This window comes from Pseudoalteromonas sp. MSK9-3, from assembly GCF_003590335.1.
GTDB lineage: Bacteria > Pseudomonadota > Gammaproteobacteria > Enterobacterales > Alteromonadaceae > Pseudoalteromonas.
The window spans coordinates 53,854-68,884 of sequence record NZ_MIET01000014.1 but is presented as its reverse complement, the minus strand read 5'-3'; the positions used below and the strand labels follow the sequence as shown (position 1 = coordinate 68,884).

General features: G+C 42.0%; 13 protein-coding genes. 4 read left to right on the top strand and 9 right to left on the bottom strand.

Annotated elements, in window-relative coordinates; all coding sequences use genetic code 11:
- Positions 1 to 20 precede the first annotated feature (20 nt).
- Positions 21 to 1,715 (bottom strand): NAD-dependent malic enzyme, encoded by a 1,695-nt coding sequence (locus BGP78_RS06270; RefSeq protein ID WP_119860607.1) that lies wholly within the window; start codon positions 1,713 to 1,715, stop codon positions 21 to 23.
- A 170-nt stretch (positions 1,716 to 1,885) separates the two neighbouring features.
- Positions 1,886 to 3,646, bottom strand: coding sequence for a gamma-glutamyltransferase (gene ggt / locus BGP78_RS06265; protein WP_119860606.1), 1,761 nt, complete (start codon positions 3,644 to 3,646; stop codon positions 1,886 to 1,888).
- Positions 3,647 to 3,738: 92 nt separating this feature from the next.
- On the opposite strand from ggt, the gene rrtA reads away from it, so the two are divergent.
- Positions 3,739 to 4,338 carry a rhombosortase gene (gene rrtA / locus BGP78_RS06260; protein WP_119860605.1) on the top strand — a complete coding sequence of 200 codons (600 nt, stop codon included), beginning with the start codon at positions 3,739 to 3,741 and terminating at the stop codon, positions 4,336 to 4,338.
- Between the two features lie 49 nt (positions 4,339 to 4,387).
- On the opposite strand, the gene BGP78_RS06255 is transcribed toward rrtA, so the two are convergent.
- The 6 genes from BGP78_RS06255 to BGP78_RS06230 form a co-directional block, all read right to left on the bottom strand.
- Positions 4,388 to 6,865, bottom strand: a complete 2,478-nt coding sequence (locus tag BGP78_RS06255; protein ID WP_119860604.1) for a prolyl oligopeptidase family serine peptidase — start codon at positions 6,863 to 6,865, stop codon at positions 4,388 to 4,390.
- 239 nt (positions 6,866 to 7,104) lie between these two features.
- A complete protein-coding gene (locus BGP78_RS06250; RefSeq protein ID WP_119860603.1) occupies positions 7,105 to 8,031 on the bottom strand; it encodes a YeiH family protein in 927 nt (308 codons plus the stop codon).
- A gap of 58 nt (positions 8,032 to 8,089) precedes the next feature.
- Entirely contained in the window at positions 8,090 to 9,238 is a 1,149-nt protein-coding gene (locus tag BGP78_RS06245; protein ID WP_119860602.1) for a 5-(carboxyamino)imidazole ribonucleotide synthase, read from the bottom strand.
- A gap of 1 nt (position 9,239) precedes the next feature.
- Positions 9,240 to 9,722 (bottom strand): 5-(carboxyamino)imidazole ribonucleotide mutase, encoded by a 483-nt coding sequence (gene purE / locus BGP78_RS06240; RefSeq protein ID WP_119860601.1) that lies wholly within the window; start codon positions 9,720 to 9,722, stop codon positions 9,240 to 9,242.
- Positions 9,723 to 9,947: 225 nt separating this feature from the next.
- A complete protein-coding gene (locus BGP78_RS06235; RefSeq protein ID WP_119860600.1) occupies positions 9,948 to 11,537 on the bottom strand; it encodes an ABC-F family ATPase in 1,590 nt (529 codons plus the stop codon).
- Between the two features lie 81 nt (positions 11,538 to 11,618).
- Positions 11,619 to 11,831 carry a hypothetical protein gene (locus tag BGP78_RS06230; RefSeq protein ID WP_119860599.1) on the bottom strand — a complete coding sequence of 71 codons (213 nt, stop codon included), beginning with the start codon at positions 11,829 to 11,831 and terminating at the stop codon, positions 11,619 to 11,621.
- A gap of 121 nt (positions 11,832 to 11,952) precedes the next feature.
- Between BGP78_RS06230 and BGP78_RS06225 the strand changes: the two genes are divergently transcribed.
- On the top strand, positions 11,953 to 12,477 hold the full coding sequence (locus BGP78_RS06225; RefSeq protein WP_119860642.1) for a TetR/AcrR family transcriptional regulator: 525 nt from the start codon (positions 11,953 to 11,955) through the stop codon (positions 12,475 to 12,477).
- 10 nt (positions 12,478 to 12,487) lie between these two features.
- On the opposite strand, the gene BGP78_RS06220 is transcribed toward BGP78_RS06225, so the two are convergent.
- Positions 12,488 to 13,024, bottom strand: coding sequence for a GNAT family N-acetyltransferase (locus BGP78_RS06220; protein ID WP_119860598.1), 537 nt, complete (start codon positions 13,022 to 13,024; stop codon positions 12,488 to 12,490).
- Between the two features lie 76 nt (positions 13,025 to 13,100).
- On the opposite strand from BGP78_RS06220, the gene BGP78_RS06215 reads away from it, so the two are divergent.
- Positions 13,101 to 13,301 (top strand): hypothetical protein, encoded by a 201-nt coding sequence (locus BGP78_RS06215; RefSeq protein ID WP_119860597.1) that lies wholly within the window; start codon positions 13,101 to 13,103, stop codon positions 13,299 to 13,301.
- A 203-nt stretch (positions 13,302 to 13,504) separates the two neighbouring features.
- Positions 13,505 to 15,016 (top strand): Calx-beta domain-containing protein, encoded by a 1,512-nt coding sequence (locus BGP78_RS06210; RefSeq protein WP_119860596.1) that lies wholly within the window; start codon positions 13,505 to 13,507, stop codon positions 15,014 to 15,016.
- Positions 15,017 to 15,031 lie beyond the last annotated feature (15 nt).

Sequence of the window (15,031 nt, the reverse complement as noted above, 5' to 3'; positions counted from 1 at the left end):
TGCTGGCTTAATACTATTTACTAAATACTACAGCGTTTGTAGTTTCTATACTTAGGTAGCCAATAGTTTTTATTGATTGCTGCCCAGATAGCATCATCATCCATTTCAAGCGCAACGCCTTCTTCCATCGCAGATTTTGCAACGGCAAACGCAATACGCTTACTTAGCTGTTCAATATCAACCAAAGCTGGCAGTAAACTGCCCTTACCTGTATTAGCCAGTGGTGAAGATTCAGCCAATGTCTTGCTCGATACCATTAACATATTATCGGTAATACGTGTGGCTTTAGCAGCAATGACGCCAAGCCCTATGCCCGGGAAAATATAACTGTTGTTACATTGTGGAATTGGATAAGTATTACCTTCAAACTCAACAGGTTCAAATGGGCTACCGGTGGCAACAATCGCATTGCCCTGAGTCCATTCAATCACATCTTTTGGATGCGCTTCTACCTGACGTGAAGGGTTACTTAGTGGAAATATAATTGGACGCTCACACCCAGAGTGCATCGCACGGATCACTTGTTCAGTAAACAAGCCTGGCTGACCAGAAACACCAATTAAGATATCTGGCTTTGCGCAGTGCATTACATCAAGAAGTGATGCAAAGTCGCCGCTATAACTCCATTCACTTAGCGCATCATTTGACTGAACTAAAGCCGCTTGGAAATCGCGCAGGTCATTCATACCTTCGCTAAGCAAGCCAAAACGATCAACCATGTAGATTTGGCTACGCGCTTGCTCGCTTGAAGCACCTTCAGCCACCATTTGACTAATAATTTGCTCAGCAATACCACACCCAGCAGAACCAGCGCCAACGAACACAACCTTCTGTTCTGATAATTTAGCGCCTTTAACACGACACGCAGCTAACAATGAACCCACAGTCACAGACGCTGTACCTTGAATATCATCATTAAAACTACAGATTTCATCTCTGTATCGTTTCAGTAGTGGCATTGCATTGGGCTGCGCGAAATCTTCAAACTGTAGTAGAACACTTGGCCAACGACGCTTAACAGCATCAATGAATAAACCTAAAAACTCATCGTACTCATCTTGGCCTATGCGCTTATGACGTGCGCCCATATACATCGGATCATTCAGTAATTTCTCATTATTTGTACCTACATCGAGCATGACAGGTAATGTATAAGCTGGGCTAATACCACCACACGCGGTATATAGCGACAGTTTACCAATCGGGATCCCCATGCCACCAATACCTTGGTCGCCTAATCCTAGAATACGCTCTCCATCGGTGACAACTATTACCTTCACTTTGCCTTTTGTGGCATTACGCAAAATATCGTCGATTTGGTAGCGATCTTCATAAGAAATAAACAAGCCGCGTGAGCTGCGATAAATATCAGAGAATTTCTCACACGCATCCCCCACCGTTGGGGTGTAAATAATTGGCATCATTTCTTCTAAATGATCGCGCACCAGACGGTAATATAACGTTTCGTTATTGTCTTGAATTGCACGTAAGTAAATATGCTTGTTTAAATTGTCATTAAAGCTTGAGTACTGCTGGTAACAACGCTCAACTTGTTCTTCGATTGTTTCAAAGCGCGGAGGCACAAGTCCCGTTAAATTAAAATTCTCTCGCTCATTTTGGCTAAATGCACTGCCTTTGTTTAACAATGGCGTTTCAAGAAGGTTAGGGCCAGAAAAAGGAATATATAGATAATTTGGATCTGTTTTTTTAGTCATATTTGCAAGCTAGACACATTTTAAAAGGCTAAGAGTTCATTATTGCTGAAAGTGGCCAAATTTCAATGAAATTCGTTCACATCAGACCAATACAATCGACTCTGTAAATACACTGTTAAATGCCTTACAGAGCCAATTATTATAACGTAGTTTATTGTGCAAACCTATGACTATTCGTTACTTTCACCCAGTGCAATCCCTTCTCTACGAGGATCTGCGCCACCGAGTAGTTTGCCATTATTCAATTCAATTACATGCAACCCAGAATTTAAATCTCTTAGGTGAACTTTATGCCCTCGTGTTTCAAAAGCCATTTTCATCGACGCCAGATTTGTTCCCTTTTCTAACGTAGTGTAACGATTTCGATTGGTAATTTTTGGCAAATTTACCGCTTGCTGTGGAGTTAACCCCCAATCTAAGACCCCAATAACCGTGTGTGCCACATAATTAATGATCCGGCTACCGCCAGGTGAACCAACCACAAGTTTCAGTGAACCGTCAGCATTAAAGACCATCACCGGAGACATCGAGCTTCTTGGCCGTTTGTGTGCTTCAACGCGGTTCGCCATCCACTTGCCATTTTTCTTTGGACTTAATGAAAAATCAGTTAACTGATTATTTAATAGATAGCCGTCAACCATAACCGTTGAGCCAAACCCCATTTCGATGGAGCTGGTCATAGAGACGGCATTACCCTGTGCATCAACAACAGAGACGTGCGTTGTGGAAGGGAGCTCAAAGCCGTCATCTTTCGCATAAGCTAACTTGCCAAGCGGCTGGCCTACTGGCATATCATGGTTATCCTCATCTGAAATGAGTTTAGCGCGTTCAGATAAGTAATCAGCGTTAAGTAATGCGGTTGTTGGTACGCTCACAAAATCGGGATCTGCGACATAATGGTTTCTATCTGCAAATGCTAACCGCGATGCTTGGGTGAACAGATGCAATGCATATTCATCATTTGCAGGATACTGTGACAGTTTTTTACCTTCCAGCAATTTCAATATTTGTAATACAGCAATGCCGCCACTACTTGGCGGAGCCATAGAACATACCTTATATTGATGATATTCAGTGCAAATTGCATCTCGCCTTTTACTGGTATAGTTAGCTAAATCAGACTCAGTTAACGTCCCCGGCGCAATCGCTGATGTTTGCACCGCGTTTACTAACCGTTTGGCATGTTCGCCTTCATAAAATGCACGAATACCATGAGTGGCAACTTGCTTATACAGTGCTGCAAGCTCTGGATTCTTTTTTAACGTTCCAACTGTCAATGCTTTACCATTTGGGTAAAAGTATTCTTTAGCAGGTGAAAGTTTTGCTAAACCGGGGTTAAAGTTTTTCTCTAACAGCATATTTAATCGAGCTGACACAACAAACCCGTGTTCAGCCAATTCAATGGCCGGTTTAAATAACGTCTGCCAATCTAATTTTCCATGCGCTTTATGTGCTTGGTTAAACGCATGTAAGATACCGGGTACACCCACAGAGCGGCCCCCTACAACCGCTTCAATCCACCTAACGGGTTTACCTGTTTCATCTAAAAATAAGTTGTGATCAGCACCTGAAGGGGCTGTTTCTCTGCCATCGTAGGTGATCAGTTGCTGTGTTTTATTGTCGAAATACAATAAAAATGCGCCACCGCCAATACCTGATGACTGTGGCTCTACCAAAGTGAGTACCAATTGCGTTGCAATCGCTGCATCGACGGCGTTACCACCTAAAACCAGCATTGCTTGCCCTGCTCGACTAGCATACGGATTCGCAGCTGCGATCATATACTCATTTGCAGTCACTTGCTGCTTTGTTTGTAGACCCGTGGCAGCTTCAGGTTCTCGCGTCTCTCTTTGTTGTGTTTCTAAAATAGTGCAGCCAGATAGCAGTAAACTGGTGGTGATTGCCGCAAGTAATGGCAGAGGCTTTATCATGTTATTCACTTTTGTGTTGTTCTTAGCATTGGCATAATAAAAGTAAAGAGGCACAATATGCAAAAAATAAAGATGCTTATAACCAAATTATTATGTTTGACTTACCTATAAACCGAAAATATATTTTACCGCCCCTATGTTTAATATTACTCAGTACCCTCTTTATGGCGGTCAATAGTAATCCGCTATTTGAATTTAATCGTTCGCTCATTGAGCAGCATCAATGGTGGCGTATTGTCACGAGCCAATTTGTGCATGCCAACTGGACACATTTAGGACTTAATGTACTGGGAATTGTATTTATATGGTTATTACATGCAGAACACCGCTCACCACTTCGTTATCTCGTTCATGTACTTTTCCTTGCTACTTGGACTGGTATGGGGATCTGGCTGTTTTGCCCCGATATTAATATATACACAGGCTTGAGCGGCCTGCTACATGGAGTGATCGTATGGGGTGCAGTAAAAGACATCACGGTAGGTATGCGCACAGGGTTGTTACTATTTGTTGGTATTTGGGTAAAGCTTGGTTGGGAACAGTGGCACGGGCCAAGTGTTGATGTGGGTGATTTAATAGACTCACGGGTTGCTATTGAAGCACATTTAATCGGGGCAATAGGTGGGCTGATATTAAGTCTAAATTTGCTTTATGCGCTATTAAAAAACCACTTTGTCACGGATACGAAGTAATTGAGAAACAAAAACGCCAACACAATGTTGGCGTTTTTTGTGTGAACGTTTACAAGTTTTCTTGGAACAACTTATAAATACGACGATACTCATCTAACCAGCTTGAAGGCTGAACAAAACCATGCGGTTCAACTGGGTAAATGGCCGTTTCAAAGTCTTCTTTTTCCAGCTCAATTAAACGCTGCACCAAACGCACTACATCTTGGAAAAACACATTATCATCAATCATTGGAGCATTGATCAACAAATCATTTTTCAACCCTTGTGCATGATAAATTGGTGAGCTTCTACGATAGGCAATTGGGTCAACATCAGGATGATTCAATATGTTCGAGGTGTATCCTGTATTGTAATAAGCCCAATCAGTTACAGGACGAAGTGCCGCACCCGCTTGGAATAGATCTGGTTGCGTAAACAGTGCCATAAACGTCATAAAGCCGCCATATGAGCCGCCGTATGTACCCACCGCATTGGTGTCTACATTCGCGTACTCGGCCATCCACTTCACGCCATCCGCTAAATCTTCTACTTCAGGTTTACCCATTTGACGGTAAATCGCAGTTCGCCAGTCTCGGCCATAGCCTTTTGAAGCTCGGTAATCCATATCCATCACTACGTAACCTTCACTGGCTAACAAAGAATGAAACATAAATTCACGGAAGTAGACTGACCAACCCATGTGTGAATTTTGCAAATAACCTGCACCGTGATTGAAAATCACCGCTTTGCGCTTTTTACCACCCTCACCTTCAACATAATCTGCCGGATAATATACTTTGGCATACACAGGTTGATCAGTGTGACTTGAAGGCACTGCGACTATCTTTGGCGCAATCAGTTTTTTATTTAAAAAAGTGTCTGATACTGTATTTGTTAAACGTGTCGCTGTCGCTCCGGGCTTCGCATCAGCAACGTACAATTCATTTGGCATCATTATTTTTGAATGATTCAGTAACAGCTTAGTTCCATCAGGGCTTAAACTGTAATCTGTCATGCCGTTTAAATCGGTCAGCGTTTCTGTCTTTGCGGTTTGAGGATCCACACGATATATTTCGTATAACCCTGGGTGCTCAACATTCGCTTTGTAGTAAATGGCGCTGTTGTCTTTACTAAGCGTCAAGTTCGATACAACATAATTACCTGATGTAAGCTGCGTTGCACGTCCATCTAGTGGTTTGGTGTATATATGGCTATATCCTGATTCTTCAGATAAGTAATACAAGGTATCAGTATTATTTAACCAGCCGAAATCGTTGTAAACATAGTTTACCCACGCTTCATCATGTAAACGGTGTTGGGACACAAACTCTTGCTGTTCAAAATCTACCGTCGCTAACCAACGGTCTTTGTTATCCCACGCTTCAAGCATAACTGCCACTTCAGAACCTGTGCTATTCCATTGAATAGCACTTTGGCTCCAGCCCCAATCTCGTATTAAGTTGATTGCACGCGGCGACTTCTCTGACTGATAGGTTTCACCTATGGCTTCTGCATTCTCTTTTTTAACATCTGCTAGCACATCTTCATCATAACCCGGTAAAGTGTCATAACTTAAACTTGTTTGCGCTTTAGTGGTTAAATCAAGCAGCACAACCTCTGAATTAACCGCTTTTGCTTGTGCAACACGACGGCGGGCTTGTACAGGGTCGATATCACCGTTTTGACTCACATAGTTTGGCATAATGTCTGTTTCGGCATTCCAGCGAGTTTTGTCTGTTACGACCGCAATCAGTTTATCCCCTGCTGGAGATAGGCTTGCTGATACCAATGCTTTGCCTTTACCAAGATAAAAGTGGCTATTTGCTACTGTGCTATTTTGTTCATTAACCGCCTTGGTACGTTGCTCACGGTCTAAGCTATTTTTATGCGTTAAAGCAACATATTCAATCAGCTTATGTTGCTCTTCGGCAATAAAGCCACTGGGTGCTGCTAAGCCTTTTGGTGCATCAGATAAATGAAGTTTTGTTAGCTCTTTTGACTGGCCGGTACCAACATTCACAGTATAAAAAGCATTTCCAACTCGGTAAGCAACATCACCCGAGTTTAAAAACTGTAATTGAAATGCACTTTCTGACGAAAACGTTAACTGTTTAATGTCGCCTGTACTGATCATTTTAGCAAACACATTGCCTTTGAACGTATAAACTTGTAATTGGCCATCAGCAGAATACACGGCATTTTTGGCACCAACCGAATGCAATTGCGAAAGCAATACTTTTGTTGGCGCAGTATTATTTGCAACAATGAACGTGTCTTTTAAATCACTACCGGCTTGCTTTTGATTGAACACAACCGTTTTGCTATCTGCTGCCCAAAACTCATTTTGCGGTTTACGTCCTAGCCAGTCTGGATGAGCCATAGCTTGCTCTAACGTGATTTGCTCACCACCAAAATCGACTGGTGTTGCTACAACCGAGGCTGGTGTAATTTGTTCTTTAACCTGAGGTGTTGAGGTATGCGTTGTTTGGCAACCCGTTAAAAATAAACTTGATGCGATAGCGGCTGAGATAAGAGATTGTTTGATCATTGCGCTTCTATTGTTATGAAAATTACCTTATTTAAGCAAATTCATTGCAATATTTCGACTTATTTTAGACTAACCGCCGAGTTTTAAGACGAAAAAAAAGGCCAGTATGGGATACTGGCCAAATACTCTCTGCGCTCACATATTCGTTGCCAAACAACGAATATGAAGTGAGGCCTATCCACGCCTCATAAAATAAGACCGTACAACCTTTAAAAGAGTTCCATATAATTTAAAATATATTACGAAATGTAACCATCTTTTATCAGCAGTAGCAGTGTACTGCTTACTATGATCCACAAAATCATAGCCATAGCAAAAGGCCGCCAGCCAGTTTCAACTAAAATTTTTCTTGAAACTCCTGCTCCAATTAAAAACAAAGTTGCAACCAACACATGTTTTGCACCAGCATACAGGGTTTGCCACACAAAATTGGCTTGATCAAACCACGTATTGCATAGTGCAGCCATTAAAAAGCCAACGATAAATAGCGGAATGCTTGCCTTCTCTTCACTTTTCCAAAAAACACCGGCCAAAGCGGTATACGGAATGATCCACATTGCACGCGTTAATTTTATGGTCGTGGCGATGCCAACCGCTAAAGGGCTAAATGTCGCAGCAGCAGCCACTACACTGCTCGTATCGTGGATTGCCAACGCAGCCCATACAGCAAACTGTTGATCCGATAACCCAAAATACAGCCCAATACTGGGAAAGATCATCAACCCTATCGCGTTCAGTAAAAATACCACCGTCAATGCCACAGCAATTTCATGTTCTTTCGCTTTGATCACCGGTGCCATCGCCGCAATGGCACTGCCACCGCAGATCGCAGTACCAAATGAGATTAAAACACCGGTATTTTTATTCAACCTGAATAATTGTGTGAGGATCTCACCTAGGCCAATTATGGCGGTGATACTCACAATCGTTAGTACAATTGAGCTTCGGCCCACTTCCAACACATCATAAATATTAACGTTGAAGCCCAGCCCAATTACCGCTACTTTTAACATCCACTTACTGGTTTTGGAGCTCAACGCCACCATAGGGTTACCAAAAAACCACGTAAAAGCGATCCCCATAAATAGCGCTAAAGCAGGACCAACAAAGGGAGTGAAAGACAGAAGAAATAGGAGGAAGAAACCGACGGTATTTAATGGCACCATAATTTGAAACTCTATTTTTAAGCACAAAAAAGCCGGATATTAAATCCGGCTGTAGCATTTAATTTAAAATGAGCTGCTGCCCTGTGGCGAGGACGCCAGGGTAGCTTTCTTCTGGTAAAATATCTGCTAGTTCTCCTAGCTTTTCACCCAAGCTATGTAAAGAACTGGCCGATACATTGATATGGCCCATCTTACGCCCTGCTTTAGCTTCCTTACCATACCAATGACTGGTCACGTCACTTACGGATAATACCGCTTGTGGGATCTGATGTTGACCAAGTACATTGATCATTGCCGTAGGCCTCAATAACTCAGTAGAACCCAAAGGGAGACCGGCAATGGCCCGCATATGATTTTCAAATTGGCTTGTATGGCAACCTTGCTGGGTCCAGTGTCCTGAATTGTGCACGCGAGGCGCAATCTCATTAACCAGTAATTCACCTTGCACATCAAAGAACTCAATGGCCAATACACCAACATAATCAAGACCTGTTGCAATAGCATTAAAAGCACTCTCAGCTTGTTGCTGAATAGCCCCCTTTTCTTTACCTGCAATCGATAACGTTAATACGCCATTGGTATGTTGGTTTTCAGTCAGTGGATATATTTTACACTGGCCATTTCGATCTCTAACACCGATGATCGATACTTCACGGTCAAACGGGATCATTTTCTCAGCAATAATAGAGTGCGGTGTTAATTCACTTCCTGCAGCTAAAAACTCTGCCATTTCAGCCCAAATAGCGTCAACATCGTCCAATGACTTTACTCGCCATTGACCTTTACCGTCGTACCCCGCTTGGCATGTTTTAACAACCATTGGCATTGCCAGTTCAGTGATCGCATCTAAAAAGTGCTGTTTTTCTGTAATTAACTTATAAGGTGCACAACGAACAGAGGCTGTATCTAACAATGCTTTTTCTTTCGCTCTGTCACCACCCGTTGCGATGGCTTCAGCACCCGGATAGAGCTTACCACTCGCAGAACACAGCGCTAATACATCTGCTGGGATATGCTCAAACTCAGCCGTTATTGCACAACTTTGCGCAATGGCCTCAGTCAATGAGTGTTCATGGATCTGCCCTGTTACCGGGTTGATGATCTGCTTACTCGCCACATCATACGCCAATACATGTAAATCTAACTGCGTCGCAGATAAGCTCATCATGCGCGCCAATTGCCCTGACCCTAAAACTAAAATATTCATATTATTCAGCTGGATTTGGGTTAGCTAAAATAGTTTCCGTTTGTTCTTTACGGAATGCTTCAACCTTGTCAAATATTTCTGGTTGCTGACAACCCAATATTTGTGCAGCAAGTAATCCAGCATTTGCTGCACCAGCATCACCAATAGCCAATGTTCCTACAGCAACACCTTTTGGCATTTGGCAAATCGAAAGTAGTGAATCAACACCATTTAATGTTTTAGATTTAACTGGTACACCCAAGACTGGCAGGCTTGTAAAAGCCGCAGCCATACCAGGAAGGTGCGCAGCACCACCAGCACCGGCAATAATAACTTTAATACCGCGCTCTGCAGCGGTTGATGCGTAATCAGCCAAAAGTTGAGGAGTACGGTGCGCTGAAACAACTTTTGTTTCATACTCAATGCCAAACTTATCTAACATATCTGCTGCATGTTGCATGGTAGGCCAATCTGATTTTGAACCCATAATAATGCCAACCGTCATAGTAAATCCTCGGTAGTAGTAAATTGAACGATACGATATAAATCACAGTTTTGAATGTACTTTGGGGTATTCAAAACCATGCTAATTTTTGCGCGGTATTATACCTAACTATAAGGCTAATACCATTGTTATTACTGCTTTATGAAATACGGTACGTCTTATAAAAAGCAATAAAATTAACTGCGACCCAACCAAAAACCGCGCTCAAAAGCGCGGTTTATTCAGTTATGCCTGCTCTTGTGAAGCAAGGTACTCTTCGTAGCTGCCTCTAAAGTCGATCACTTTCCCGTCTTTGATTTCCCAAATACGCGTCGCGAGCGATGATACAAACTGCCTGTCGTGAGACACGAAGAACAAAGTGCCTTCATACTGCTCTAATGCTAAGTTAAGCGCTTCGATAGACTCCATATCCATGTGGTTAGTCGGCTCATCCATTAGCAACATGTTGTGTTTGAACATCATTAGCTTACCAAAAAGCATTCGACCTTGTTCACCACCAGAGAGTACTTTTACTGACTTTTTGATGTCATTTTGAGAAAACAGCATACGGCCTAAGTAGCTACGAATAACTTGCTCATCATCGCCTTCTTGTTGCCATTGCTCCATCCACTCAAACACCGTGATATCTTTATCAAATTCTTCGGCATGATCCTGAGCGTAATAACCGATATTTGAATTTTCAGACCATTTAAAGTCACCTTCTTTAAAATCTAATCGACCTGCTAAAGAATGCAATAACGTTGATTTACCAACACCGTTTTCACCAATAATAGCTATGCGCTCGCCGACTTCAACTAAACCTTCCAGACCTGAGAATAATAACTCATCATAACCTTGACCCACTTTATTGAGTTCAAGTGCATTTCTGAATAATTGCTTTGACTGCTCAAAACGAATGAATGGCGATTGACGAGAGGATGCTTTTACATCATCCAGTTGAATTTTATCAATTTGTTTAGCTCGTGATGTAGCTTGCTTTGCTTTTGAAGCATTTGCAGAGAACCGCGATACAAATTGTTGCAACTCAGCAATCTGTGCTTTTTTCTTAGCATTTTCACTCAGTAACTTTTCACGCGCCTGCGTTGCCGCAAACATGTATTCATCATAGTTACCTGGGTAAACACGCAACTCACCGTAATCAATATCTGCCATATGTGTACAGACTGAGTTTAAGAAATGACGATCGTGAGAAATAATTAGCATGGTGCAATCACGCTGATTCAGAATATCTTCAAGCCACTTGATTGTGTAAATATCCAAGTTGTTGGTTGGCTCGTCAAGCAGCATGATGTCTGGATCGGCAAACAGTACCTGCGCCAAAAGTACACGCAATTTAAAGCCCGGTGCCACTTCAGACATTAAGCCATAATGCTGTTCAGTGGGAATACCAACACCTAGCAACAATTCACCTGCTTTTGCTTCAGCTGAATAACCGTCCATTTCGGCAAACTCAGTTTCAAGATCAGCGACTTTCATACCATCGTCTTCACTCATTTCAGGTAAAGAGTAAATACGATCTCGCTCTGCCTTTACGCTCCAAAGCTCCTTATGACCCATGATGACAGTGTCAACAACAGAGTATTCTTCGTATGCAAATTGGTCCTGATTTAGTTTAGCTAGACGGGTGTTAGGTGACACACTCACGTTACCAGCGCTGGCTTCAAGTTCGCCACCAAGGATCTTCATCAATGTAGACTTACCACAACCGTTTGCCCCGATCAGGCCGTAACGATTACCATCGCCAAATTTTACAGAGATATTTTCGAATAAAGGTTTTGCACCAAACTGCATGGTGACGTTAGCTGCGCTTAAAATAACAGGCTCCTCAGATTTATCTGAATTTACATTTCATCGGAGCCTGATTTTAAACTAAACGCGCTCGTAAAACCACGATGTTCAGGGAGAAGTTACGGCTTTATCCTCTTTCTGGCTATTTTTCAGTTGCGGGTAAGCAGCCCTGATATGCGCCATAAAATCCGTTGGACCCAGAATAAGTAAAAATAACAACATCCCCCCTGGCAGCAAGACAAGCTTTAAAATGGGTCCCAATATAAAAGAGTAAAAACCAATAAAGGGTAAAAACAGTGAGTAACCTAATATCTTATACATAACACGTCCTTATAAATTGAGCGCGCTCATTATAGTAATTGAGCGCGCTCAGAATCAAGCAGAATATGTGCTTGTATCAAAAATAGTGCTAGTATATTCGTAGGCATATATGGGTAATGTTATGAATAAAAGAGAAAAAACATATTTAGCTATTCTAGATGCGAGCTGGAACTTATTTAATGAGTATGGCTATCATGAAACCACTACTCGGCAAATATCACAGCAAGCCGGTGTAGCAACCGGCACTGTTTTTAGTCACTTTCCTTCTAAAGCCGAAATACTTAAAGTAGCAATGTATCGTAAAATCGAAGATGTCATTAAAAATGCAGCTTTGTCAGATACTCACCATACGCCAAGATTAAAGCTGCGCCACTACGCTAAGCACCTATATGCTTTTTACCTAGAAAATAGAGAATTTAGTAAAGAGCTAGTTGTTTGTATTCTTTGGCAACAAGCTTACTTTGTCGACCAATTAGACGCGTTTAAACTAACTCTTTACTCAGAGACGCAATATGATGCAGCCCAAGCAAATATCATGATGGATTGTTATTTTATGACGTTGTTACAAGGCCTCTGTAACGAAGCGCTGACAGCTGATGAGATGGTCCGTGTACTGAGCAACAAATTACACTTAATTCAAAAATAAAGAAAAGCGCTTACGCTAATGTCAGAGAATTACACTTTATTCTTAACTGATAATGGTGGTGATCTGACTTGTCAGAGTCTTGTGACTCAACAAGGTAAAACTGAAGTCGGTTTAAGAGCTGTACACACCGCGTATTATTGCGTGCCACTTTGGCTGATATAACCAAGTTACCATGAAATAGAGTATTGCCGTGCTGTATAGTTTGCACAAGGCAGTCTAATGCTTCATACATAAGCCCCCTTCCCCAATACATACTGGACAGCTCAAAGCCAATATGACACGTATTACTTAATTTATCATGATCATAAATACCAAGCGTACCGACGAACGTGTTACATGGCTTAAGCAACATAGCGTGACGTGTACCAACACCACGATACATTTGCTCTAAGTCCCATTGGATCAGTGCTTTAGTTTCATCACGAGACAAACACATACCATAATCGTTATATTGCGCTACCCGAGGATCATTAAGAATGCTCAATAGCACATCTGTGTCTCGATATGAAATTGGCCGTAATAATAAACGTGATGATTCAAGGTTCATTTTACACTGTACAGATTGGAAATTTTTAAAATTAGTATAAACTATCCGCGCAAACTCAGTCTATCTAGGAAACCCAATGTCTGAAGAATTTAAAGTGATCCAACCTACCACTAAAGTATTTTGTCCAGAAAAAGGTGAAGGTTGGACATTAACGGGGATCACCGGTATCGACGAACAGACATCGGTCATGTTTAACGGTGTACGCTATACCATTACTGCAAAAAAAATTATAGAAGAGCTGCTCCCTAACTATCTAAAAATGAACAATAAAGACTAACTAGACCTCAAAAGCAACCCTTTAGTACCAAATAAATGTTGATAAAATGTTTTTTAGTGTAGATAATAACCAAAGATTGCAAAGTCAATAACGGAAGCACTCGCCTCAAAGGATTAAGAAATCATATCTGTTATATGGATCGGATGTGACATTACTTTGTGTTGTATTAGCTGTTCGGGATGAACTACCTTAGGTATTACACCATGCTAAAAACTTCACTAACCTTACCTGCACTTTCATTGATCGCGATTGGTATTTCTACCTCAGGATATGCAAACGAATGTCAGGGTGAGCTCTACGGCATTAATGCAGGTCGTGGCGATTTAGGCTTACTATTTAGCTTAAATGAAGAAGCTCAAACTGCACAAGCCAACTCTGTTGCTAAATTTAGTTCTAGCGCTTTGGCGTTCGACAGCGCTAGTAATCGAATGTACTATGTGGCCTCACCCCGTCCCACAGAATATGAAGTCGACATCAGTGAACTTGCTATCAGTGCAGATGAACTAGCGCATTTACCAATTAAAGGTAAAAAATATAGAACAACCAAACTCGCCTACTATGACTTTACCAGCCAAAGTCATACCACTGTGGGAACAACTAAATCCGTCATTGGGATGGTTTATGATAGCCAAAATGACGTTTTACTCGCCAATAGCTACAGCAAGCTGTATCAAATTAACAAGGAGACTGGCGAAGCAACCGAGCTTGCTTCACTTGGCAGTGTATCGGGCAAATACCGCGGCGACCTAGTTATCAAAGATTCTAAGTTGCTTCTTGTGACTTCTAGCTCAACCTATGAAATAAACCGCAGTAACTATTCATTAAGCTTGCTTTCTAGCCATGGGCTAACCTCAGTGACAGGTGCAACCCTTAACCAAGCTGGCGATGTGATGATCAGCCGCACTTTGATCAACGACCACGGTCACGCTAATAAATCACAGTTGTATGTCTTAGAACCGAGTACAGGGTCGACATGTCTTGTGGCAACCGTGCCAGTTAGGTTAAACGACTTAGCAACTAACACCAACCAACCCGTTGCCTGTTACACCAATGTACAATGTGGCACAGTGCCAAAGCCGACGTTCTCGTTACAACCAGTGACAGACTCGGTTGTTGAAGGTGGTACGCTCACATACAGTGCGACCATCAGTGCGACGTTTAATGAAGATATCACGGTGGCTTTATCTGTGACAGATGGCACAACGTCGCCTAGTGATTACACATTAACGACGAGTACCGTAACCATTCCTGCGGGTCAAACAAGCGCGACCGTAACCATTCAAACAATTGATAACGATGTACACAGTGCAGACAAAACATTAACCGTCAATGCCACAGCACAAACGGGCGTTACAGGTCAAAGTAGCGCTGGCGGTACGATTATAAATGACGATGAAGCCTGTACTCCACAGAACTACACTCGAATCAACTATCAATTTGTCTCTGAAAGCTCACTTCATGACAATGATTGGGGTGTTAAAGTTAATGGCAGCTATGTGAAGTTACTTGACGAATATGGCGCAAGCGGCAGTTACGACGTATTGCAGTCAAGCTCTATTACTTATGTATTAGCCATAAAAGGGAATAGTAACCAGCTGACGACCAATATGAGACAAAGCGGTAATGTTCAATACTGGGAAGATGAAAACGACAGTGATTACAATGACTTTGCTGTTCGAGTAACAACTCAAACGGTACAAAAAGGGTGTAACTAACCGTGTAATTCCTAT

Excerpts from the sequence above, each read along its gene's own strand:
- BGP78_RS06255 (WP_119860604.1), bottom strand. The coding sequence starts at position 6,865 with ATGATCAAACAATCTCTTATCTCAGCCGCTATCGCATCAAGTTTATTT.
- BGP78_RS06270 (WP_119860607.1), bottom strand. The coding sequence starts at position 1,715 with ATGACTAAAAAAACAGATCCAAATTATCTATATATTCCTTTTTCTGGC.
- BGP78_RS06215 (WP_119860597.1), top strand. The coding sequence starts at position 13,101 with ATGTCTGAAGAATTTAAAGTGATCCAACCTACCACTAAAGTATTTTGT.
- ggt (WP_119860606.1), bottom strand. The coding sequence starts at position 3,646 with ATGATAAAGCCTCTGCCATTACTTGCGGCAATCACCACCAGTTTACTG.
- BGP78_RS06245 (WP_119860602.1), bottom strand. The coding sequence starts at position 9,238 with ATGAATATTTTAGTTTTAGGGTCAGGGCAATTGGCGCGCATGATGAGC.
- purE (WP_119860601.1), bottom strand. The coding sequence starts at position 9,722 with ATGACGGTTGGCATTATTATGGGTTCAAAATCAGATTGGCCTACCATG.
- rrtA (WP_119860605.1), top strand. The coding sequence starts at position 3,739 with ATGTTTGACTTACCTATAAACCGAAAATATATTTTACCGCCCCTATGT.
- BGP78_RS06225 (WP_119860642.1), top strand. The coding sequence starts at position 11,953 with ATGAATAAAAGAGAAAAAACATATTTAGCTATTCTAGATGCGAGCTGG.
- BGP78_RS06210 (WP_119860596.1), top strand. The coding sequence starts at position 13,505 with ATGCTAAAAACTTCACTAACCTTACCTGCACTTTCATTGATCGCGATT.
- BGP78_RS06230 (WP_119860599.1), bottom strand. The coding sequence starts at position 11,831 with ATGTATAAGATATTAGGTTACTCACTGTTTTTACCCTTTATTGGTTTT.
- BGP78_RS06220 (WP_119860598.1), bottom strand. The coding sequence starts at position 13,024 with ATGAACCTTGAATCATCACGTTTATTATTACGGCCAATTTCATATCGA.
- BGP78_RS06250 (WP_119860603.1), bottom strand. The coding sequence starts at position 8,031 with ATGGTGCCATTAAATACCGTCGGTTTCTTCCTCCTATTTCTTCTGTCT.